Below are 21,811 nucleotides of genomic sequence, written 5' to 3'. Positions count from 1 at the left end.
GCCGACACCAACGCCGAGGCCGCAAACCTCGCCACCCTGCAGACCCGCCAGGCCCTCATCGTCTCCTCGCTCTCGATCTCCACCCAGCAGGAATCCAACGTCCTCCAGCTGCTGCGCTGATCGACCCAAAGACCTCCACGTCCCTGGAAAGGGCGGAAGCTTCGGCTTCCGCCCTTTCTGTTTCGGCGGCTGCCTGATCGGTCATACGTAGCTCTGCGGATTGCGCGTCGCCGCGGATCGCCGCACCGTCGTGTGGATTCGCGGCTCGAGGCTCCTTCTCGCCATGCGCCATGCAGCGCTTGTCTTCATCCTCGCGCTTTCGCTGTCCGCCTGTCGCGAGACGGGCAGGGACGATGTGGTCGCTGAGACACAGTCGCTCGGCGCAAGGATCTGCAAATTCGTGCCGACCGCGCAGACCGTGCTCGCGATCCTCGCGGCCGGACGCCCCGAGCTCGCCTCCGGCGCGGCCGTCGCGAAGGCGATCTGCGACGCCATCTCGGCGCAGCCCAAGGCGCAACCCGGCGCGCTCGCCGAACCCGCCGTGGTGGCCGGCGTCGTGGTCCGCGGGTCGCGGGTCCCCTAGCGAGGTTTACGGGCGGCTGGATTCCCAAGTTCCATGAAGCTCGCCCAAGACGTTAATGTTTACGCCTCGTTAAGGTTAACGGACTATTTTTTCGACTGCGCCCACAGGAGGCGTCTCCCGATTTGGAGCCCCCGCCCATGGCCGACGTGGTCCTCAATTCAGCCGTCCGTTCGAACCTGCGGACCTTGCAGTCGACGACCGATCTGCTCGCGCAGACCGAGGAACGCCTCGCGACCGGCAAGAAGATCAATTCCGCGCTCGACAATCCGGCGAGCTTCTTCACCGCCAACGCCCTGGACCGACGCGCCAGCGACCTGAACAGTCTGCTGAATTCGGTGAAGGCGTCAGTACAGACGCTCGAAGCGGCCGACAACGGCATCAAGGGCATCACGGAGATCGTCGAAGGCCTCAAGGCCACCGCCAGGGCCGCGCTGCAGTCGCCGCTCGCGGTCTCGGAAAAGGCCTCGATCGAGTCCGGCGACCTCGGGGTCGGGGCGACGGCGAAGAACCTTCTCGGCGGCGGGGTGGCGGCCACGGCCGGTTCCGTGGGCTTCACCTTCGGCGCGGCCACTACGCTCGCCGACGCAGCCGATTCGCTGAGCTTCAGCATCGCGATCGACGGCGCGGCCTCCTCGACGGTCACGATCGACCAGACGGCCGTCCAAGCCGCCGGCGACGGCGACACCACGATCGACGACGCAGACGAGCTTCGCGAGATCCTGACCGCGAAGCTCGGCGCCGGCGTGACCGTCGGAGGAACCGGGACCTCGGTCACGATCACGTCGAACACGACCGGCGCGTCGTCCGCCGTCGCGATCACAGCTTACACGGAGACGGACGCCGACAGCGACGTGACCGACGGCACCGGCCTGGGCAATGCGTCCGGCGCGGGCTCCGCCGCGTCGACCGCGAGCGCGCTGACCGGCAAGACCCTGACGGTGAAGGACAAGACCGGCCAGGACGTCTCGGTGACGTTCGGCACAGGCACGGGCCAGGTCGATACGCTCGACGAACTCAACAAGTTCTTCGAAAACAACAACGTCCTTCTCGACGCCACCTTCGACGTCAACACACGCCAGCTCAAGGTCTCCGCCGACAACTCGATCGCAAAGTCGACGCCGCTCGACGTCTCCGGCACCGCGACCGGCGCCGGCAATCCGTTCGCCTCCGTCACGTTTTCGAGCCCGGTCCTCGACGAGGAGGCCGCGACCAAACGCTCCAACTTCGTGGCCGACTACAATGCTGCTCTCAAAGAGATCAACACGATCGCCAAGGACTCGAACTACAACGGCGTCAACCTGCTGATGGGCGACGACCTCGACGTGATCTTCAACGAGGACGGCACCTCGAAGCTCGAGGTCAAAGGCGTCGAGTTCACGTCGAGCGGCGTCGGGTTGCCGGAGCTGGCCGACGATCAGTTCATCGACTCCTCCTCGATCAACACCGTGCTCGATCAGATCGACGCCGCTTTCAAGACGATCGAGGCGCAGTCCTCGAAGTTCGGCTCGCAGCTCCAGATCGTGCAGACCCGGGAGGTCTTCACCAAGGACATGATCGGCACGCTCGAGGACGGCGCGCATGCGCTGACCGCGGCCGACACCAATGAGGAGGCCGCGAATCTCGCGACCCTCCAGACCCGCCAGTCGCTGATCGTGTCCTCGCTCGCGATCTCGACCCAACAGGAATCGGCGGTGCTGCAGCTGCTCCGGTAAGGCGCCGACCAGTCACGGACGGCGACGAAGGGCGGGGCCTCGGGCTCCGCCCTTCGTCGCTTAAGGCGTCGTTCACGCCTTTCCCAGCAGCCGGTCGCTGACGATGCGGCGCTGGATCTCGCTCGTGCCCTCGAAGATCGTGGTGAGGCGCGCGTCGCGCCAATAGCGCTCGACGCGCCGCTCGGTCGTGTAGCCGTTGCCGCCATGCAGCTGCATGGCCTGGTTGGTGACCCGAACCGCCATCTCGGTCGCGACCAGCTTCGCCATCGCGCTCTCGCTCTCGGCCGGCTCGCCCTGGTCGAGCAGATGCGCGACCTGCCGCCAGAAGGCGCGCGCCTGCGCCACGTCGGCCGCCATGTCGGCGAGCGCGAACCGCAGCGCCTGGAACTCGGCGATCGAACGGCCAAACTGCTCGCGCTCCTGGAGATAGGCCTGCGTGTCCTCGAGCGCCCCCTGCGCGACCCCGACGGCGCGCGCGGCGGTGTGGACGCGCGCGATGTTGAGGCCGCGCTGCACGGAAGCGAAGCCGCCCGAATCGGCGTCCGCGCCCTCGTCGCCGTAGAGGCCGGTGAGCCGGTCGCTCTCCGGGACCCGCACGCCGTCGAGCTCGAGCTCGAAGGTCAGGAACCCGTGATAGCCGATCTTGTCGATGACCCGGCCTGCGATCCCCTTGGGAAAGGTCCCGGCCTCCTTGACCACGAGGAACGGCTCAAGGCCCGCCGAACGCGGCTCACCCTCTCCCGGCTCCCGCGTGCGCGCCAGCACCTCGATGAAGTCGGCCGCCTGCGCGAAGCCCGCCCAGCGCTTCGTTCCCGTGAGGACCCATTCGTCGCCGTCGCGCACGGCCTTGGTCCGCACGCCCGCGAGGTCGGAGCCCGCGGTCGGCTCGGACAGCGAGATCGACCCGATCCATTCGCCTCTGGCGGATTTGCGGAGCAGGTCCTTGCGGCGCTCCTCATCGAGCGTCTGCGTGCCGAGCCCCTGCCCGCGGGCTAGGATCGAGCCGACCGAGAGCCAGGCGCGGGAGAGCTCCTCCGAGACCAGGCAATACTCGAACACGCCAAGCCCCATGCCGCCATGTTCCGCCGGGATCGTGACGCCGAACCAGCCCTTTTCGGCCATCCGGTCGAGCAGCGAACGCGGCATCTCGGCCTTTTGCGGGTCGAGTTCGTCGGCGAGCGGCAGCACCACGTCGCGCGCGAAGGCCCGCGCGTCCTCCATCAGCGTGACGCGGGCTTCGGTGCGCCAGGGCGACGGCAGGTCCGGGGGGCGGGCCGCAATCACGTCGGGCTTCGGCATGATCTCTCCTTCTGAAAACGGCGCGGGTCATTGGCCTTAGGGTCGCGAGCCGCCGTCGCCCATGGGATGTTCGTCTCGGATCGGGCGCGGGAGCCGGCGACAAAACGTCCTCGCGGCCGCCGCCGGGCGCAGGCCTCTTCTCCCGCAGGCTCAGGCGCGTAAGGATGGCGACAGTCGCGACGTTGACGCCCCCATCTGACCCTCTCCCCGAAGCTGGAGAGACGGAGAGCCGCCCATGACGCTCAAGGTCGAACTGAAGCCGGGCGAACGAATCGTCATCGGACGATCGGTCGTCACCAACGGGACCTCGCGCACCTCGCTGCTGATCGACGGGCAGGACCCGGTGCTGCGCGAACGCGACATCCTGAGGGAGAGCGAGGCCGACACGCCGGCCAAACGCATCGCCTACGCGGTCCAGATGATGTACCTCGCCGGCACCGCGGACACGGTGCTGCCGATCTACACCGAGCTGACGCGCGGCGCGCTGAAGGCCGCGCCGTCTATGGCGCCGCTCGTCGAGACCATGACTAACTGCGTATTAACCGGCCAGCTCTACAAAGCTTACCGGGAAGCGCGGAAGTTGATCGCGCACGAGGCGAGTATATTCGAACATGCAGAACGGGGCGCTGGCCTACGCGCGGATGGCGCAGACGACGGCGAGTCCGCGTGAACGGGACGCGCAGCTTCTCCTGAGGGCCGCGGCCCGATTTGCGGCCGTCCAGGCCTCTGAGCCCTTCGACCGTTCCGGAGCGCGTGAGGCGGCGACCTTCAACCGAAAGCTCTGGACGGTGTTCTTCAGCGCGGTGAGCCGCGTCGAGAACCCGCTCGACGACGCCACCAAGATGAATCTCAAGAAGATCGCGATGTTCGTGCTGCGCCGGTCGGCCGCGATGGAGGTCGATCCCAAGCCCGACCAATTGACGGCGCTGATCGACATCAATCGCAATCTGGCCGAAGGCCTGCGCGGCTGAGAGCTTGCGCGTCAGGCGGTCGTTTCGAACGACCCGCCGGTCGTCTCGCGCGCCACGAGGCCGTCGATATAGGCCCGGAGCTTGAGGCGCGCCTCGCTCGGCGTCTGGGCGGTGACGTCGCCCGTCGCCATGTCGATCAAGCGGTAGACGAGGCTGCCGGTCGCGTCGTCGCGCTGCACGTCGCGCTCCGCGAGCAGGCGGCTCTCCGACGCGGCCGCGTTCTCGGCCGCTGGCGGCGGGTCACGGTCGGTGGTCCGCGGAGCGGACGAAGACGGCTCGACCCGCTGCGCGGACGCGGCCGTCCGGCGCACGGGCGCCGTCGGCGTCGTCACGGGAGCGATCGCGGCGTCCATACCCTCCTCCGAGGCCTGCCGCGCGCATCTGAAGCGCGCATGCTCACCATGGCGCCCGCGCGTTAATTCGTTCTTAGGAGATGAAGTTAACGGCCGCTTCTTTCGACGTCGCAGATTCGGATCGTCAGGCCCCGCGCGAGAGCGAGATCGGGGCCGCGGCGACGCGGTCGCCATAGGCCCCGCCACGGGCGTCGTAGACCTTCGGGGCGCGCTTCGCGCCGACCTCCTCGGCGACGCCGCGCAGCAGGCTTTCGGCGACAGAGCGCGCGGTGCCCACCACCAGCAGGTTCTCCTCGAGCGCCAGACGGAACGCGGCGTGGAGTTCCGCCACCTCCCGGACCTTTTCGGGCGGCTGGGCGGCGACCGCGTCGGCGTTGCGGTTCAGCCCGTCGACGTCGAGCATGTAGCGCCCGGACAGTTCGCCCTTTGGGCCCTCGAGCCGGCCCACGGCCTCATAGGACCCGAGGCGCACGAGCCGGGTCTCCTCGGAGATCACGGCGATGAGGCGCTGGACCGTGTCGGCGATGCGCGCGATGCGCTCTGCGGCCTCGGCGGGCGTCATCGGCGGGCGCGCGACCTGCGGGACGTGGCGGCGGCGTGGAGTCATGAGGTCTGTTCCTGCTGAAGCGCGATGAGCTCGCGGCGCACGTCGTCGGCGATGCCGACCCCGCCTGCGGCCGCGACGGTCTTGCCGTACTGGTCGGCGAGCATGGAGCGGAAGGCGCCGCCGGCGGCCCCGGAGCCGAGCGGCCCCTCGCCCGACAGCCCGGCGAACATCCGTTCCATCATCTGGGTGAGGAACACCGCCTCGAAGTCCTGGGCGGCGGCGTCGATCTTGTCCGGCTTCTTCGGACCGGACTGCGCCCCATAGGCCTTTTGCGCGCCGAGCGCGGCGGCGAGCAGACCGGTCGTACCTGTCTCCGCGGTCATCACATCACCTCGATCTCGGCCTGCAGCGCGCCCGCCGCCTTGATGGCCTGCAGGATCGCGATCAGGTCGCGGGGGCCGACCCCGATGGCGTTCAGCCCGTCGACCAGCTGGCGGAGGTTCACGCCCTCCTTCACCACGGCGAGCCGCCTGTTCTTGTCGGTGTCGACCGTGATGTCGGTGCGCGGCGTCACCACCGTCTCGCCGTCCGAGAACGGCTCCGGCTGGCTGACGATCGGGCTCTCGGTGATCGTGACGGTCAGGTTGCCCTGGGCGACCGCGACGGTCGAGACCCGCACGTCCTGACCCATCACGATGATGCCGGAACGCTCGTCGATCACGATCTTGGCGAGTTGGTCGGGCTCGACCCGGAGCTGCTCGACCTCGGTAAGCAGCTGGACGATGTTGCCATGATAGGATTTCGGGACCTGGACGCCGACCGTCGAAGGATCGAGCGGCTCGGCGACCGCCTGGCCGATGAAGGCGTTGACGGCCGCCGCGATGCGGCGCGCGGTCGTGAGGTCGGGATTGCGCAGCGCCAGCCGGACCGTCGTCAGATTGTTGAGCACGAAGGGGATTTCGCGCTCGATCAGGCCGCCGTTCGAGATCCGGCCGGTGGTCGGCACGCCCCGCACCACCTGGGCGGCCTCGCCCTGCGCGTTGAAGCCGATGACCGCGACGGACCCTTGGGCCACGGCGTAGACCTCGCCGTCCGCGCCCATCAGCGGGGTGACGATCAGCGTGCCGCCCTGCAGGCTCGTCGCGTCGCCGAGCGCCGAGACGGTCACGTCGATGCGGGTGCCCTGCGTGCCGAAGGGCGGCAGGTTCGCGGTCACCATCACGGCCGCGACATTCTTGGTGCGCAGCGTCTGGCCGCGGGTGTTGACGCCGAGCCGCTCCAGCATCGACTGCAGGCTCTGCTTGGTGAAGGGCGCGGCGTTCAGGCTGTCGCCCGTTCCGTTGAGGCCGACCACGAGGCCGTAGCCCACGAGCTGGTTCTCGCGCACGCCCTCGATGTCGGTCAGGTCCTTGATGCGAGACTGCACGCCGCCGCGCGTCGGGCCGCCGTCGTCGTCGGCCGAGAAGGCGCGCTTGACCGAGACCATCTTGACGTTCGCGCGCGCCCCCGGGGCCGCGACGCGGCCGGCCGACTGGGCGGGGTCCGCCGCGAAGGCCGGTCCCGCCGAGGCGAGCGCGAGCGCGGCCGAGACGATCAGCGCGACCAGGCGGCGGGCGGAAGACGGCATGACGGAACTCACAGGATGCACAGGCCAAGTCTGGCTCCCGCCATGCGAAGCCCGTGCCGCTCCGATGATGGTTCAAGAATGAGGCGGTTGCGGCGAACGGCCGGCGCGCCGCCGGTCCGGCGCCCGGCAATATTCCGGCGGCCGCCCGGCAAAATCTGCCGATGCGTTAAACCGCCGTTAACCATGCGCGCCGCACCTTCGCGCGAGTGGGGCGGGGGCGGCTCGCATGCGCATCGATGGTCTCGGACGGGCGATCGGCGGCGGTCCGCAGCGCGCTGGCGCGACACGCGGCGCTTTTTTTCAGCTCTCAGACCCCGGAACGTCCGCTGCGGCGCGCGCGCCCTCGCCCTTGCGGCAGTCGCCGGGACTCGACGCGCTGATCGCGCTTCAGGCGGTCGAAACGGAGCTCCCACGCGAGCGCCGCAAGCGCGAGATCGCCCGCGGCCGTTCGCTGCTCGACGCGCTCGACGGCATGAAGCTTGCTCTTGTCGGGGGTCAGGACGACGACGCGGCGCTCGGGGCGCTTGCGGCGCAGCTCTCGGAGGCGCGCGGAGCGACCGGCGAAATTGGCCTCGACGATGCGCTTGCCGCTATAGAGCTCCGCGCGCAGGTTGAAATGGCCAAGCGCGGCAGGTGAGCCACAGGGGCTCGCCAAAACGCATGTCAGGGTTTTCCCGTAGCGGAAATTACGTACTGATTCCAAAGGTTTCATGACGTAGAGAAAGATTGTCGGACGGTGGCGACATGGCTATATTCCGCGCCGACCGACCCCACCCGCGTGCGGCATGGCAGAAGGCCTGAAACATGAGCGTCGAGTTGGCTGAGGACTACCGGCCCAGCGAGGCCGAGCCGTTCATGAACGAACGGCAGCGTCGCTACTTCCGTGAGAAGCTGCATGCCTGGCGCGACGAGATTCTCCGCGAGAGCCGCGAGACCCTCGAGCACCTGCAGGACGAGAACCAGAATCACCCCGACCTGGTCGACCGCGCCTCGTCCGAGACCGACCGGGCGATCGAACTCCGCGCCCGCGACCGCCAGCGCAAGCTGATCGCCAAGATCGACGCCGCGCTGTCGCGGATCGAGGACGGCTCCTATGGCTATTGCGAGGAGACCGGCGAGCCGATCTCGCTCCGCCGCCTCGACGCCCGGCCGATCGCCACGCTTTCGATCGAGGCGCAGGAGCGCCATGAACGCCGCGAGCGCGTCTACCGCGACGACTGAACGGCTGCGAGCGACCGCTGGCCTGAGCCGTCCTGCCGAATGTCGATCGGGGCGGCTACGTGCGTCCCTGGTCGAATGATCTCACACTCTCCATCAAGAAGGCCGCGACAGCGCCGCTGAACGTGGCGCCGCCGGTACGCTCGGGCCGAGCGGTGCGCGAACCGGCGCGGCCGGCGACTATTGGCTCAAGCATTTAAGGCCCCTGAGTCTGAAAGCCGCCGGACGAATTCACCGTCGCGTCTATGTCTTTTGACGCTGCGCCGGTCTCGGCTTGCTGAAATCAGTTTGCAGACAGTATTAGAGTGCCGATCTCCGTCGAGACCGCGCTCCGGCGCGGCCTGCTGGCGAGACGGCGGATTTCGGGGTTCGACATGTCCGGACAAAGCGGCCGCACCACGTCGGGAAACGATGGGCTCGACGCGATCCTTCGCGGCGGGCTCGTCGCGAACCGGCTCTATCTGCTCGAAGGCTCTCCTGGGTCCGGCAAGACGACGCTCGCGCTCCAGTTCCTGCTGGACGGCGTCTCGCGCGGCGAACCCTGCCTCTACGTCACCTTGTCGGAGACCGAAGAGGAGCTTCACGGCGTCGCCGCATCTCACGGCTGGTCGCTCGACGGCGTCTCCATCTTCGAGCTCGCAACCGCCGAGGAGGCCCTGGGCGCCGACCGACAGCAGTCCATCCTCCACCCGTGGGAAAGCGAGCTCGGCGGCACGATCAAGCTGATCAAGGACGTCGTCCAGAAGATCAGACCGAAGCGCGTCGTGTTCGACAGCCTGTCCGAGATGCGGCTTCTGGCGCAGGACCCGCTGCGCTACCGGCGGCAGGTGCTGGCGCTGAAGCAGTTCTTCGCTCCTCTGGACGTCACCGTCATCATCGTCGACGATCTGACCGGGGAAGAGGACGGCCAACGCGACGCGCATCTGCACAGCCTCTGCCACGGCGTCATCACGCTGGAGCGCCTGACCCTCGACTTCGGCGCGGCCCGGCGCAGGCTCGAGGTCCAGAAGATGCGCGGCATCGAGTTCGTCGGCGGCTTCCACGATTTCGTCATCCGGCGCGGCGGCCTCGACGTCTTTCCGCGGCTGATCGCGTCCCAGCACCACGAGCCGTTCCTCGGCGAATCGGTGGCGAGCGGGCTTCCCGAGCTCGATGAGATGCTCGGCGGCGGACCGCTCCGCGGCACCAGCACGCTGCTCACCGGCCCGGCCGGCGCCGGCAAGTCGACGATCGGCCTGCAATATGTCTTCGCCGCCTGCGAGCGCGGCGAGAACTGCACGATCTACGAGTTCGACGAGCGCATCGGCACGATGCTCGCCCGCTCCCGGGCGATGGGGCTCGACCTTTCCGGGCACATCGACGCCGGGAGACTGGTCATCGAGCAGATCGATCCCGCCGAAATCTCGCCGGGCGAGTTCGCATCGCATGTGAGGCGAGAGGTCGAGACGCGCGGGTCACGCATGGTGATGATCGACAGCCTCAACGGCTACGTCGCCGCGATGCCTCAGGAGCAACACCTCATCCTGCAGACGCACGAGCTGCTCTCCTACCTGAACCAGCGCGGCGTCACGACCCTGCTGATCAACCCCCAGTCCGGGCTGGTCGGCACGATGGCGACCTCGATCAACGTCTCCTACATCGCCGACGCCGTCCTGCTGATCCGGTTCTTCGAAGCCGGGGGGCGGATCCGCAAGGCGCTGTCGATTTTGAAGAACCGGAGCGGCCCGCACGAGGACGCGATCCGGGAGCTGCGCATCGATTCGGGAGGGGTGCGGATCGGCGAGCCCCTCACTGCGTTCCGCGGCGTGCTGACCGGCACGCCGGAATATGTCGGCTCCCACGGTCCTCTCATGGAAGACCGCGGCAGTGGCGCATAGAACGGCAAAGCTAGGCCGCAAGGTCCTGGTCTGCGCGCCGTTCGGCCGGGACGCCGAGAGCGTCGCCGCGCTGCTCGCAAAGGAAGGCTACGAGGCGGCCGTCTGCCGCGATCTGACGGATGTAGCCTCGCGGCTCGACGACGCGGTGGGCGCTCTGCTTCTCACCGAGGAGGCGCTCGCGCCGGACCCGGCGCCGCTCACCGCCGCGCTCGACGCGCAGGAGCCCTGGTCCGACGTTCCGATCGTGCTGCTGGCGACGCCCCGCGCGACCGCCGCGTCCTGGCCGACGGAGGCCGTCCGCCTGCGGCTCCCCGAACGCCTCACCAACGTCATCGTGCTGGAGCGGCCGCTCGGCGCCGTCTCGCTCGTCAGCGGGGTGGCCTCCGCCCTCAAGGCGCGCCAGAAGCAGTTCGAGATCCGCGAGCTTATCGAAGAGCAGCGGCGCGCGGCGCAGGCGCTCGACGCGCAGGTCAAGGAGCGGACCGCCGACCTAGAACAGGCGCTGCATCGCCTGCGGACCGAAATGGCCGAGCGCGCGCGCGCCGAGGACCACCTTCGGCAGGCGCAGAAGATGGAGGCCGTCGGGCAGCTGACCGGCGGCATCGCCCACGACTTCAACAACATGCTGACCGGCGTGATGGGATCGCTCGACATCATCCGGCGGCGCATCGCGTCCGGACGGCTCGACGACATCGACCGCTTCATGGAGGCGGCGACCGCATCGGCCCAGCGCGCCGCGAACCTGACGCAGCGCCTGCTCGCCTTCTCGCGCCGCCAGGCGCTCGATCCCAAGCCGCTCGACGTGAACGTCCTCATCCGCTCGCTGGGCGACCTGATCAAGCGCTCGATCGGCGAGAACGTCGCGCTCGCCCTCGATCTTTCGGACCGGCTGCCGCTCATCGTCGCCGACGCGAACCAGCTCGAGAACGCGATCATCAACCTCGTGATCAACGCCCGCGACGCCATGCCGGACGGCGGCGAGCTGACCGTCTCGACCAGGGCCGCCGACGGCGATCCCGCCGGCCGCGGCGCCGGGGCGGCCGCGAGAGGCCTTGTGGCGATCACGATCACGGACACCGGCGTCGGCATGGACGAGACCACGCTCGCCCAGGTCTTCGAACCCTTCTTCACCACCAAGCCGATCGGCCAAGGCACCGGCCTCGGCCTTTCGATGGTCTATGGCTTCGCGACGCAGAGCGGCGGAAAGGCAGAGATCCGAAGCGCGCCGGGGCGGGGCACGAGCGTCGCCATCCACCTCCCCGCGAGCGACGCCGAGAAGGTCGAGACGGCGCCGGCGAACGGCGAGACGCCCTCTTTTCACGGCGCCGGCGAGAGCGTCCTCGTGGTCGAGGACGAGCCCGCCGTGCGACAGCTGCTCCGCGAAGTGCTGGAGGAGCTCGGCTACGAGACGGTGGAAGCGTCCGACGGGCAGTCGGCGCTGCCGATCCTCTCGTCCAACCGCAAGCTCAATCTGATGATCTCGGACGTCGGGCTGCCCGGCATAAACGGCCGCCAGCTCGCCGAAGAGGCCCGGCGCCACAGGCCGGACCTGCCGATCCTGTTGGTGACCGGCTACGCCGAACCCGCGGCGGGAAGGACCGGCTTCCTCGGGGCTAGCATGTCGCTGATCACCAAGCCGTTCACCCTCGAGATCGTCGCCGCGAAAGTCCGGGAGATGCTCGCTCACGGGAAGGACCGACCGCTCGCTTGACGGAGGACGAGCGGGGCGCTGCGTCGTCGTGGCACGCGGCGCGGTTCTCCACAGGCGCGCCGAGCGGCCGCTAAAATCACAGTTTTGTGATCGACCGGCAAGCGCTTCGATGGCGCCTCTTCAATGGGCCTCGGATGACGCTGCGGCGCGCTGCCGCGGCGCAACACGAGGAAGGCGCGCATAGCCGCGCGACGCCCGGTTTCCGAGACAGTTCCCGCCTTGCTGCGGCGCCGCTCCCCAAAAGGATGCATTTGCCCTCGCGCTCCCGCCCTGTATGCCACCGGCGCGCTCTCGCCGTTTCTTCCGCCCTTTGAAGCCCCTTTACTGCGACAAAATTGGGATGCCATATTTGGCATACCAGCTATGCGCGGCTGACGGCCATGCCGCCTCCGCGCCGAAAGCGGGGTCCACGGGGCCGGCCGATCTCGCCGACGAGACGCTCCCCGAGACGCCAGACGGACCGAGCGGTCCGGAGACGCGACCGCAGGAGCCGACCGCGCCTTCCAACGATCCACGATCAAGACCACAACAACCGGCCGCCACGAGCCGGACGTCGTTCAAGGGATGAGGAGAACGCCAAGTGAGTCCAACCGCCGTAGCCGCGTCGCGGCCGAACGTCTCCGAGAAGACCCGATGGCTGCAGATCGGCATCGGGGTGATCTGCATGGTGGCGACCGCCAACATCCAATACGCTTGGACGCTGTTCGTCCCCGAGATCCAGCAGACCTTCGGCTGGGAGCGCGCCTCGATCCAGGTCGCCTTCACGATCTTCGTGCTGGTTCAGACCTGGCTGACCCCGATCGAGGGCTACTTTATCGACAAATACGGCCCGCGCTTCATGGTCGCGACCGGCGCGGTGTTCATCGGCGCGGCCTGGGTGGTCAACTCCTACGCCACCTCGCTGATGGGCTTTTATGTCGGCGCGGCCGTCGGCGGCGTCGGGGTCGGCTGCATCTACGCGACCTGCATCAACAACGCGCTGAAGTGGTTCCCGGACCGGCGCGGCCTCGCGGTCGGCCTCACGGCCGGCGGCTACGGCGCGGGTTCGGCCGCCACCATCCTGCCGATCGCCGCGATGATCGAGTCGAGCGGCTTCCAGGAGACGTTCTTCTTCTTCGGCCTGCTGCAGGGCGGCCTCGCCTTCCTGGCGGCCTGGTTCCTGCGCTCGCCCGAGAAGGCCGAGGTCAAGGTCTCGGACAAGGTGTTCCAGACCCGCAAGGACTACACGCTGAAGGAGGCCATGGGCACCAAGCTGTTCTGGCTCATGTTCCTGATGTTCATCTGCGTCGTCACCGGCGGCATGATGGCGGTGGCGCAGCTCGGCGTGATCGCCCAGGACCTCGGCGTCAAGAACTTCTCGGTGAACCTCTACTTCGTCACCATGGCGGCGCTGCCGCTCGCGCTGATGCTCGACCGCATCATGAACGGCGTGTCGCGCCCGCTGTTCGGCTGGATCTCTGACAATATCGGCCGCGAGAAGACCATGCTGATCGCCTTCACGCTCGAAGGCCTCGGCATCATCGCGCTCGGCTATTTCGGCCACAACCCGTACGCCTTCCTGATCCTGTCGGGCGTGGTGTTCCTCGCCTGGGGCGAGGTCTACTCGCTGTTCTCGGCGCTCGCCGGCGACGCCTTCGGCACCAAGCACATCGGCAAGATCTACGGCGTGCTCTATTGCGCGAAGGGCATCGGCGCGCTGTTCGTGCCGGTCGGCAATCTGCTGATGGAGGCGACCGGCACCTGGGCGACCGTGCTCTACACGGTCGCCGCCATGGACCTGTTCGCGGCGTTTCTCGCGATCGTCGCGCTCCGGCCGATCCTCGCGGCGCATGTGAAGCGCTCGACGATCCAGGCCAAGGACGACGAGGGAGCCGACCGCCCCGTCCTCGCCACCGCCTGACCGGCTCCGGCTGAAACGACGAATGCGTTAGCCTCCCGCCGCGATCCGGCGGGAGGCTTCCCTTTTGCGGAAGAGCGGGCGAAGGCCTGTCTCGGCCGCCTTATCCTGGCCGCGCCCGCCCCCCACATGAGCAGGCGCATGTTCCGCCTGTTCGAATCCCTCATCGACCCGACCGCGACGCCGGAGCGGCCCGAGCCGCCGCCGCGGCTCGTCGCGTTCTACTGGCACTTCCTGCGGCAGGCGAAGGGCCTGTTCGCCGGCCTGCTCGGCGTCGGCCTGGTGCTCGCGCTCGGCGACGCCTCGATCCCCTATTTCGTCGGCCGGATCGTGACCCTGGTCACCTCGACGCCGCCCGACCGGCTCCTCGCGGAAGGCTGGCCGCTGGTCGCGGCGCTGGTCGGCGTCGTGATGCTGCTGCGCCCCGCGACGCTGTTCCTGCGCGGGCTGATCGCCAACCAGGCGATCGGGCCGGGGCTTTCCAACCTGATCCGCTGGCAGTCGCACTACCACGTGGTGCGGCAGTCCTGGGGGTTCTTCCAGAACGATTTCGCGGGCCGGATCGCCACCAAGGTGATGCAGACGGGCCCGGCGCTCCGCGAAAGCATGGTGCAGACCGTCGAGGCGGTCTGGCACATCGCGGTCTACGGCGTGACCGCCTTCGTCCTGCTGTCGCAGGCCGATCCGCGGCTCGCCGTGCCGCTGGCGCTCTGGGCGCTCGGCTATGTCGCGCTGTTGCGCTGGTTCGTGCCGCGCATGCGCGACCGGTCGCGCGCGGCCTCCGAGGCGCGGAGCCAGGTCACCGGCCGCATCGTCGACAGCTACACCAACATCCTGACCGTAAAACTGTTCGCGCGCGCGCGCGACGAGGACGCTTACGTCCGCGACTCGATGGACGACCTCAACGGCCTGTTCCAGCGCCAGATGCGGCTCATCACCCTGTTCGCGGTGACGCTGCAGATCCTCAACGCGCTGCTGGTGTCCGCCGTCGCGATCTCGTCGATCATGCTCGCGTCTCACGGCCTGATCGGCGTCGGCGTGGTGGCGATGGCGGTTCCGATGTCGTGGCAGCTCGTCTCGATGTCGGGCTGGGTGGCGTTCCAGGTCTCGGCGATCTTCGAGAATGTCGGCGTGGTGCAGGAAGGCGTCGGCACGATCGCGCGGCCGCTGCAGCTCGCCGACCGGGCGGACGCGAAGCCGATCGCGGTCGAGCGCGGCGCGATCGCGTTCGAGCGCGTCACCTTCGGCTATGGGACCCCGCGCAAGGTCATCGACGACTTCTCGCTCGAGATCCGCCCCGGCGAGAAGATCGGCCTGATCGGCCGCTCCGGGGCGGGCAAGTCGACGCTCGTCAACCTGCTGCTGCGCTTCTTCGATCCGGCCTCCGGCCGCATCCTGATCGACGGACAGGACGTGTCGCGGGCGACGCAGGAGAGCCTGAGGGCCGCGATTTCGGTCGTGACGCAGGACACCTCGCTGCTGCACCGCTCGATCGCCGAGAACATCGCCTATGGCCGGCCCGGCGCGTCGCCCGCCGAGATCGAGGCCGCGGCCCGCAAGGCCGAGGCCCACGACTTCATCCTGGGCCTCAGCGACTTCCATGGCCGCGGGGGCTACGACGCCCATGTGGGCGAGCGCGGCGTGAAGCTTTCGGGCGGCCAGCGCCAGCGCGTCGCGATCGCGCGCGTGATCCTGAAGGACGCGCCGATCCTCGTTCTGGACGAGGCTACCTCGGCGCTCGATTCGGAAGTCGAGGCCGCCATCCAGGCGAGCCTCGGCGCCTTGATGATGGGCAAAACCGTGATCGCGGTAGCCCACCGCCTCTCCACCATCGCCCGCATGGATCGCCTGATCGTGATGGACCATGGCCGCATTGTCGAACAGGGCGCGCATTCCGAGCTGATCAAGCGCGAGGGGCTCTACGCCTCCTTGTGGCGACGCCAGTCGGGCGGCTTTTTGGACGACGGTCCGGAACGCCAGGCTGCCGAATGATTCCGCGACCTGCACAAATTTAGCGCACGACAAGGAAACCATTTGGTTCATCCTGCGTTCATCGCGTCAGCAGGGAGGACGCCTTATGGGAGCGATTGCGGATCGAGAATCCATCGACGTTCTTGCGGCTGAGTTGTTCAGCCGAGACCATCCCGACCGCGCCTGGAGCGCGGTGTCTGACCACCATAACCGCCTCGGCGTCGCGTCGGCGCTCGAACAGGCGGTCTATCGCGGTTTCGCGGCCGGCCGGCTGAACGCCGAGCGGCGGGCCGTTCCCCAACCGGCGATTGCGGCCGCAGCGCTCGCTGCCGACGGGCTCTACGGACCACGGCCGGCCCACAAGCCGCGCGACTGACGGACAAATTTTCTCCGATCATATTCCGCAGGCGGCGTTTTCAGAACGCCGCCTGTCTTGCGTCTGGCGGGCGGCGTCAGCCGGCGTGGTGGAATCCCCTGCGCCTCAGATCGTTAACCCGGCTTTCACCCTGAACCACTTTTGCGTCCGGCGATTGCGAACCCGGCCGGCGCCGCGACCGTTGGCCGCGTCGGGAGGCTCGCGCGCCATGACGATCACGACGCTCAAGAGATCGATCGACGAACTCGGTTCGAGACTGTTCGCGCGCGACCATCCGCACCGCTCCTGGCGCGCCTACGGCTCCGGCTACGCGGGCGGGCAGGCTTCGCCCGAAGAACGCGCGCTCTATCGCAGCTTTGCAGCCGCCATGCTCCGCGAACGCGAGAGTTCGCGCGGCCTGCGGAGCTGAGCGCGGCCCGGCTGAGGCCGAGGAGCGGACTCCGCAGGCATTCGCCGCCGCTGCGTGCGGCCGCCCCCTCCACCGCTTCGCGGTCCCCCTCCCCCGCTTCGCAGGGGAGGAGCAGAGGCGGCGCCGTTGCGGATCCTCCTCCGCTTGCGGAGGAGGGGGACCATGGCGATAGCCATGGTGGAGGAGGCCCGTCGGCAGCCTACCCCGCGATGCGGTCGAAATCCGCGACAGCGCGCGTCGCGCGGCGCAGGCGCGCGAGCAGTCGAAGCCGGTTCGCCCTGAGCGCCGGGTCGGGATCGTTGACCGTCACCAGGTCGAAGAAGGCGTCCACTGCGGGACGAAGGCTTCCAAGCGCCGCCGTCGCGGCCGCGAAATCCTCGCGGGCAAGCGCGTCGGCCGCGGCCGGCTCGGCGACGTCGAGCGCCGCCGACAGGTCGATCTCGGCCGCCTCCTTCAGGAGAGCGCCGTCCGGCTGGCCATCGAAGGCCCCGGCCCCGTCCTTCTTCTCCTCGGCGCGGAGGATGTTCGCCGCGCGGCGATAGCCCGCGAGCAGGTTCTTGCCGTCCTCGGTCTCGAGCAGTTTTCCCAGCGCCTCGACGCGCCGGACGACGAGGACGAGGTCGTCGTTCGCGGACGACGCGGCGCGGCCTTCACCTCTCCCCTGTGGGGAGAGGTCGGCGCGAAGCGCCGGGTGAAGGGGGACCGGCATTTCCGGAGAGGACGAGGCCCCCTCACCCGCTCGGCTGTCGCCGAGCGACCTCTCCCCGCCGGGGAGAGGTGAAGAGGCGCCGGACGCGAAGACGGCGTCGACCAGATCATGCCGCGCGCCCTGCTCGCGCAGCTGGATTTTCAGGCGGTCGGCGAGGAAGACCAAGAGATCAAGGCCGATTGAAAGGTCCCCGAATTGCTCTTCAGCGTTCTCAATATCAACCGCCTTTGTCGATCCTGCGTAGGTTTCCGCAAGTCGACCAATCTCACCGAAGACGGAAGAAAGATCTTCGAGTTCTTCGTACGTCTCCGTTCTTACCGTGAAGTACGCATGCATGCGCGTGAGCGCACTGGCAATGAACAAGACCGGCTCAAGCTCAAGCCGCAGCTCATTCTCCAGCACGATCCGCACCACGCCGAGCGCAGCGCGCCGCAGCGCAAATGGATCCTTCGACCCCGTCGGCTTCTCGTCGATCGCCCAGAAGCCCACCAGCGTGTCGATCTTGTCGGCGAGCGCGACCGCGATCGAGACCGGCGCGGTCGGGACGCGGTCGGACGGGCCCTGCGGCCGGTAGTGCTCCTCGATCGCCGCCGCGACCTCGGGGTCCTGCCCTTCCGCCTCGGCGTAGTAGCGCCCCATCAGGCCCTGCAGCTCGGGGAACTCGCCGACCATCTCGGTGACGAGGTCGGCCTTGGCGAGGCGTGCGGCCGTTTCCGCATTCGACGCCAAGGCCTCATCACCCCAGAGCGTGAGCGCGAGCTCCTTCGCGAGCCGCGCGATCCGTTCCACGCGCTCGAACTGCGTGCCGAGCTTCTCGTGGAAGGTGATGGACCTCAGCTTCTCGAGCCGGTCCTCGAGCCTGGTCTTCTTGTCCGTCTCCCAGAAGAAGCGGGCGTCGGCGAGCCGCGCCCGGACCACGCGCTCATTGCCGTGCACGATCGCCGCGCCGCCGTCCGCGGCCTCGAGATTCGCCACCAGGACGAAGCGACTCGCGAGCCTGCTTCTCGAGCCCGGCGTCTCCGGGACGGGCGCGGGCGCCGCGACGCCCGGCTTCTGCTTCGTCAGCGATCCGAACCCGACCCCGACCCGTCCGCCGCCGGCGGTCGGCCGCGCCAGCTCCTCGCCGCGGCGGAGCACGAAGCATTTCTGGTTCGCCCGGATCGTCGCGCGGATGACCTCGTCGGGGACCTCCAGGAAGGCCTCGTCGAATTCGCCCATCAGCACGACCGGCCACTCGACCAGCCCCGCGACCTCCTCGATCAGCGCCTCGTCCTCGACCAGCTCGAGGTTCTGGGCCTCGGCGAGCGTCCTGGCGTCGGCGCGGATCACGTCGCGCCGGCGCTCCGGGTCGAGCACGACATGGGCCTTCAACAGCCCCGCCTCGTAATCCTCGAAGCGGCGCACGCGGAACGGCTCCGGCGCATGGACGCGGTGGCCGCGCGTCTCGTCGCCCGAGACGATGCCGTCGACCTCGAAGCGGACGATCTCGGGATCCTCCTGCGGGACCCCGAAGGTCGCGACGATCGAATGCAGCGGGCGCACCCAGCGCAGCGTCCCCGAGCCCCAGCGCATCGATTTCGGCCAGGGAAACGAGCGGACGATGTCGGGCAGGATCTCGGCGATCACCTCGGTGGCCGGGCGCCCGGGACGCGACATGCGGGCGACGTAGAAATCGCCCTTCGGGTCGGGCTGCACGACCGCCTCGTCGATCGAGGACAGCCCTGCGGCCTTCAGAAATCCCTCGACCGCCTTTTCGGGCGCGCCCACGCGGGGACCCTTGCGCTCCTCCGTCCTGTCCGGCTGGCGGGCCGGCAGGCCGCCCACCACCAGCGCAAGCCGCCGCGGCGTCGCGAAGGCCTTGGCGCCCTCGTAGACGAGGCCGCGCTCGACCAGCGCGTCGGTGACGAGCCGCTTCAGGTCATCCGCGGCCCGCGCCTGCATGCGCGCGGGAATCTCTTCGGAGAGCAGTTCGAGCAGGAGGTCGGGCATCACGCGCTCCGGCCCGGCGCGAGCGGGCGGACAGGGCTGAACAGGGCCCGCGGGTGGTACAAACCCCGGCGCCGCCTGTCCACAACGCAACCGTGATCGTGGCGCGGCTTGCGCGGCCATGCCGCCCCGCCATATCGGGCCTGCGGACCGGGCCCCTCTGACGACGCGTCGATCGCGCCGTGATGTCGGACCGCGTCGGGCTAGCCCGACGACGCGCCCGGCCTCTGCCCCTGCCCCGGAAACGGTCGTCGGCTGCCTTCACCCGTTCGCGTGAGGAGCCAATGATCGAACTCCTGCCTGCCGCCGACTTTCTCGGCCAGCCCGCCTGGATGTGGCTGGCCTTCCTCTCCGTCGTCCTGCTGCTTTTGGCGCTCGACCTCGGCGTTCTGAACCGCGGAAACCGCGAGATCGGCGTCGCCAAGAGCCTGAAGCTCTCCGCCTTTTACGTGACTCTCGGCCTCGCCTTCGGCGGTTTCGTGTGGAGCCAGCTCGGCGAGGAGGCGGCCGTCGCCTACGTCACGGGCTTCGTGGTCGAGAAGTCGCTCGCAATGGACAACGTGTTCGTCATCGCGATGATCTTCGGCTTCTTCGCCATCCCGCGCGAATTGCAGCACCGCGTGCTGTTCTGGGGCGTTCTGGGCGTTGTGGTGCTGCGCGCCGCGATGATCGGCGTCGGCGCCACGCTCGTCAGCGAGTTCGGCTGGATCCTCTATGTCTTCGCCGCCTTCCTGATCGCGACCGGCGTGAAGATGATGTTCTGGGGCGAGGCCGAGACCGACCTCTCGCAGAACGCGCTGCTGAGATTCGCCAAGCGCCGCCTGCGCACGACCGACGCGCTGCACGGCGACCGCTTCTTCGTGCGCCTGCCGGACCCAGCGACCGGCAAGGCGGCGCTCTACGCCACGCCGATGTTCCTCGCGCTGCTGATGATCGAGATCGCCGACGTGATCTTCGCGGTCGACAGCGTGCCGGCGATCTTCGCCATCACGACCGACCCGTTCATCGTCTACACCTCCAACATCTTCGCCATCTTGGGACTTCGCGCGCTCTATTTCGCGCTGGCGGCCGCCATGGCGCGGTTCAAGCACCTGAAGCATGCGCTCGCGACGCTGCTGGTCTTCATAGGCTCGAAGATTTTCGTCGCCGACCTTCTCGGCTGGCAGAAGTTCCCCGCCGAATGGTCGCTCGGCATCACAGTCGCGATCCTCGCGGCGGGTTTCGGCTATTCGCTGTGGAGGACGAGGCCGGGCGCTGAGCGGGAGAACCTGAACACAGGCGCCCCCTCACCCGGATGACGCCGTCATTCGATCTCTCCCCGTCGGGGAGAGTGGAGAAAGGGCGCGCCGGCTCTCACCTCTCCCCGACGGGGAGAGGTCGCGAGGCGAAGCCGTGCGGCCGAGGGGAGCGGAAATTCGGTGAGGAGCCGAACGGACGACCCAGCCTCCGTCCTGACCGCCTTCGGTCCCCACCACTTGGCGCAGAGCCCCGTGATCTCAGGAGTTCGTGGATGCCGGGCTCCGTCGGGCGCGACGGCGCCGGGCGTCGCTCACGCCGCCGCCGCTCCACCCGCTTCGGTCTTGAGCCAGGCCGCGCCGCAGGCCTTGGCGAGGTCGCGGACGCGCAGGATATAGCTCTGGCGCTCGGTCACCGAGATCACGCCGCGGGCGTCGAGCAGGTTGAACGCGTGGCTCGCCTTGATGGCCTGGTCGTAGGCCGGCATCGCCATTTCGTGGCGGCCGTCCTTGTCCCCGGCCGTGAGCAGCGCCTGGCACTCGGCCTCGGCGTCGCGAAAATGGCGCTTCAGCATCTCGACGTCGGCGTGCTCGAAATTGAAGCGGGAATACTCCTCCTCGGCCTGCCGGAAGACGTCGCCATAGGTGACCTTCTCGGCCCCCTCGCGGCCGTTGAAGTTGAGGTCGAAGCCGCGGTCGACGCCCTGAACGTACATGGCGAGCCGCTCGAGCCCGTAGGTCAGCTCGCCCGACACCGGCGCGCAGTCGACGCCTGCGACCTGCTGGAAATAGGTGAACTGCGACACTTCCATGCCGTCGCACCAGCACTCCCAGCCGAGCCCCCAGGCGCCCAGCGTCGGGCTCTCCCAGTCGTCCTCGACGAAGCGCACGTCGTGGACTTTCCTGTCGATCCCGATCGCCTCGAGGCTCCTGAGGTAGAGCTCCTGCAGGTCCGGCGGCGACGGCTTCAGGATGACCTGGAACTGGTAATAGTGCTGGAAGCGGTTGGGGTTCTCGCCATAGCGGCCGTCCTTCGGCCGCCGCGAGGGCTGCACATAGGCGGCCTTCCAGGGTCTTGGGCCGAGCGCGCGCAGCGTCGTGGCGGGATGGAACGTCCCCGCGCCGACCTCCATATCGTAGGGCTGCAGGATGACACAGCCCTCCGCCGCCCAGAAACGCTGCAGCGCGAGGATGAGCCCCTGGAAGGATCTCTTGGGGCTCAAGGGGTCGTCGGTCATGGGATGCGTCGGGCGTCCGGTCGGGAGGGCGCGCGGACGCTAGTCGCGGGGTCAGGGAGGGTCAAGGCGCGCCGCGTCGGCGGCCGACGCCT

At 68.6% G+C, this 21,811-nt stretch carries 20 protein-coding genes; 13 read left to right on the top strand and 7 right to left on the bottom strand.

Going from position 1 to position 21,811, the window contains the following annotated elements:
- Positions 1 to 283: 283 nt before the first annotated feature.
- Together EK403_RS20590 and EK403_RS20585 are read left to right on the top strand one after the other, a co-directional pair.
- A complete protein-coding gene (locus tag EK403_RS20590; RefSeq protein WP_128779335.1) occupies positions 284 to 583 on the top strand; it encodes a hypothetical protein in 300 nt (99 codons plus the stop codon).
- Positions 584 to 720: 137 nt separating this feature from the next.
- A complete protein-coding gene (locus EK403_RS20585) occupies positions 721 to 2,295 on the top strand; it encodes a flagellin N-terminal helical domain-containing protein (protein ID WP_128779334.1) in 1,575 nt (524 codons plus the stop codon).
- Positions 2,296 to 2,367: 72 nt separating this feature from the next.
- Here EK403_RS20585 and EK403_RS20580 read toward each other — a convergent pair whose 3' ends face one another.
- On the bottom strand, positions 2,368 to 3,594 hold the full coding sequence (locus EK403_RS20580; RefSeq protein ID WP_128779333.1) for an acyl-CoA dehydrogenase family protein: 1,227 nt from the start codon (positions 3,592 to 3,594) through the stop codon (positions 2,368 to 2,370).
- A gap of 235 nt (positions 3,595 to 3,829) precedes the next feature.
- Between EK403_RS20580 and EK403_RS20575 the strand changes: the two genes are divergently transcribed.
- Both EK403_RS20575 and EK403_RS20570 read left to right on the top strand, forming a co-directional pair.
- A complete protein-coding gene (locus EK403_RS20575; protein WP_128779332.1) occupies positions 3,830 to 4,264 on the top strand; it encodes a flagellar biosynthesis repressor FlbT in 435 nt (144 codons plus the stop codon).
- Entirely contained in the window at positions 4,236 to 4,565 is a 330-nt protein-coding gene (locus tag EK403_RS20570; RefSeq protein ID WP_245479827.1) for a flagellar biosynthesis regulator FlaF, read from the top strand. The genes EK403_RS20575 and EK403_RS20570 overlap by 29 nt, the downstream gene beginning before the upstream one ends.
- 11 nt (positions 4,566 to 4,576) lie before the next feature.
- Here EK403_RS20570 and EK403_RS20565 read toward each other — a convergent pair whose 3' ends face one another.
- The 4 genes from EK403_RS20565 to EK403_RS20550 all read right to left on the bottom strand — a co-directional run bounded on the left by EK403_RS20565 (position 4,577) and on the right by EK403_RS20550 (position 7,092).
- Positions 4,577 to 4,918 carry a hypothetical protein gene (locus EK403_RS20565; RefSeq protein ID WP_128779330.1) on the bottom strand — a complete coding sequence of 114 codons (342 nt, stop codon included), beginning with the start codon at positions 4,916 to 4,918 and terminating at the stop codon, positions 4,577 to 4,579.
- Positions 4,919 to 5,042: 124 nt separating this feature from the next.
- The gene (locus EK403_RS20560) at positions 5,043 to 5,525 is read right to left on the bottom strand and encodes a hypothetical protein (protein WP_128779329.1); all 483 of its coding nucleotides are present in this window, start codon (positions 5,523 to 5,525) and stop codon (positions 5,043 to 5,045) included.
- Positions 5,522 to 5,848 carry a rod-binding protein gene (locus tag EK403_RS20555; protein WP_128779328.1) on the bottom strand — a complete coding sequence of 109 codons (327 nt, stop codon included), beginning with the start codon at positions 5,846 to 5,848 and terminating at the stop codon, positions 5,522 to 5,524. Before EK403_RS20555 ends, EK403_RS20560 begins: the two co-directional genes overlap by 4 nt.
- Entirely contained in the window at positions 5,848 to 7,092 is a 1,245-nt protein-coding gene (locus tag EK403_RS20550) for a flagellar basal body P-ring protein FlgI (protein ID WP_128779327.1), read from the bottom strand. The genes EK403_RS20555 and EK403_RS20550 overlap by 1 nt, the downstream gene beginning before the upstream one ends.
- 226 nt (positions 7,093 to 7,318) lie before the next feature.
- Between EK403_RS20550 and EK403_RS23825 the strand changes: the two genes are divergently transcribed.
- From EK403_RS23825 to EK403_RS20510, 8 genes are all read left to right on the top strand, one after another.
- Positions 7,319 to 7,729 (top strand): flagellar assembly protein FliX, encoded by a 411-nt coding sequence (locus EK403_RS23825; RefSeq protein WP_128779326.1) that lies wholly within the window; start codon positions 7,319 to 7,321, stop codon positions 7,727 to 7,729.
- Positions 7,730 to 7,896: 167 nt separating this feature from the next.
- Positions 7,897 to 8,313, top strand: a complete 417-nt coding sequence (gene dksA / locus EK403_RS20540; RefSeq protein ID WP_128779325.1) for an RNA polymerase-binding protein DksA — start codon at positions 7,897 to 7,899, stop codon at positions 8,311 to 8,313.
- A gap of 371 nt (positions 8,314 to 8,684) precedes the next feature.
- Positions 8,685 to 10,187, top strand: coding sequence for an ATPase domain-containing protein (locus EK403_RS20535; protein ID WP_128779337.1), 1,503 nt, complete (start codon positions 8,685 to 8,687; stop codon positions 10,185 to 10,187).
- On the top strand, positions 10,177 to 11,898 hold the full coding sequence (locus tag EK403_RS20530) for an ATP-binding protein (RefSeq protein WP_245479825.1): 1,722 nt from the start codon (positions 10,177 to 10,179) through the stop codon (positions 11,896 to 11,898). The genes EK403_RS20535 and EK403_RS20530 overlap by 11 nt, the downstream gene beginning before the upstream one ends.
- Positions 11,899 to 12,478: 580 nt before the next feature.
- Positions 12,479 to 13,798 (top strand): oxalate/formate MFS antiporter, encoded by a 1,320-nt coding sequence (gene oxlT, locus EK403_RS20525; protein ID WP_128779323.1) that lies wholly within the window; start codon positions 12,479 to 12,481, stop codon positions 13,796 to 13,798.
- 138 nt (positions 13,799 to 13,936) lie between these two features.
- A complete protein-coding gene (locus EK403_RS20520) occupies positions 13,937 to 15,787 on the top strand; it encodes an ABC transporter ATP-binding protein (protein WP_128779322.1) in 1,851 nt (616 codons plus the stop codon).
- Between the two features lie 172 nt (positions 15,788 to 15,959).
- Entirely contained in the window at positions 15,960 to 16,142 is a 183-nt protein-coding gene (locus EK403_RS20515; protein ID WP_128779321.1) for a hypothetical protein, read from the top strand.
- A gap of 208 nt (positions 16,143 to 16,350) precedes the next feature.
- Positions 16,351 to 16,551 carry a hypothetical protein gene (locus EK403_RS20510; protein ID WP_128779320.1) on the top strand — a complete coding sequence of 67 codons (201 nt, stop codon included), beginning with the start codon at positions 16,351 to 16,353 and terminating at the stop codon, positions 16,549 to 16,551.
- Between the two features lie 199 nt (positions 16,552 to 16,750).
- Here the strand turns inward: EK403_RS20510 and glyS are convergent, their stop codons facing one another.
- Positions 16,751 to 19,249, bottom strand: a complete 2,499-nt coding sequence (gene glyS, locus EK403_RS20505; RefSeq protein WP_128779319.1) for a glycine--tRNA ligase subunit beta — start codon at positions 19,247 to 19,249, stop codon at positions 16,751 to 16,753.
- A 281-nt stretch (positions 19,250 to 19,530) separates the two neighbouring features.
- Here glyS and EK403_RS20500 point away from each other — a divergent pair, with 281 nt between their 5' ends.
- Positions 19,531 to 20,544, top strand: coding sequence for a TerC family protein (locus EK403_RS20500; RefSeq protein WP_128779318.1), 1,014 nt, complete (start codon positions 19,531 to 19,533; stop codon positions 20,542 to 20,544).
- Between the two features lie 251 nt (positions 20,545 to 20,795).
- On the opposite strand, the gene EK403_RS20495 is transcribed toward EK403_RS20500, so the two are convergent.
- On the bottom strand, positions 20,796 to 21,719 hold the full coding sequence (locus EK403_RS20495; protein WP_128779317.1) for a glycine--tRNA ligase subunit alpha: 924 nt from the start codon (positions 21,717 to 21,719) through the stop codon (positions 20,796 to 20,798).
- Positions 21,720 to 21,811 lie beyond the last annotated feature (92 nt).

It is taken from the genome of Hansschlegelia zhihuaiae, from assembly GCF_004103825.1.
In the GTDB taxonomy this organism is placed as follows: domain Bacteria; phylum Pseudomonadota; class Alphaproteobacteria; order Rhizobiales; family Methylopilaceae; genus Methylopila; species Methylopila zhihuaiae.
The sequence above is the reverse complement of the archived record's forward strand: the minus strand, read 5'-3'. Positions and strand labels throughout refer to the sequence as shown.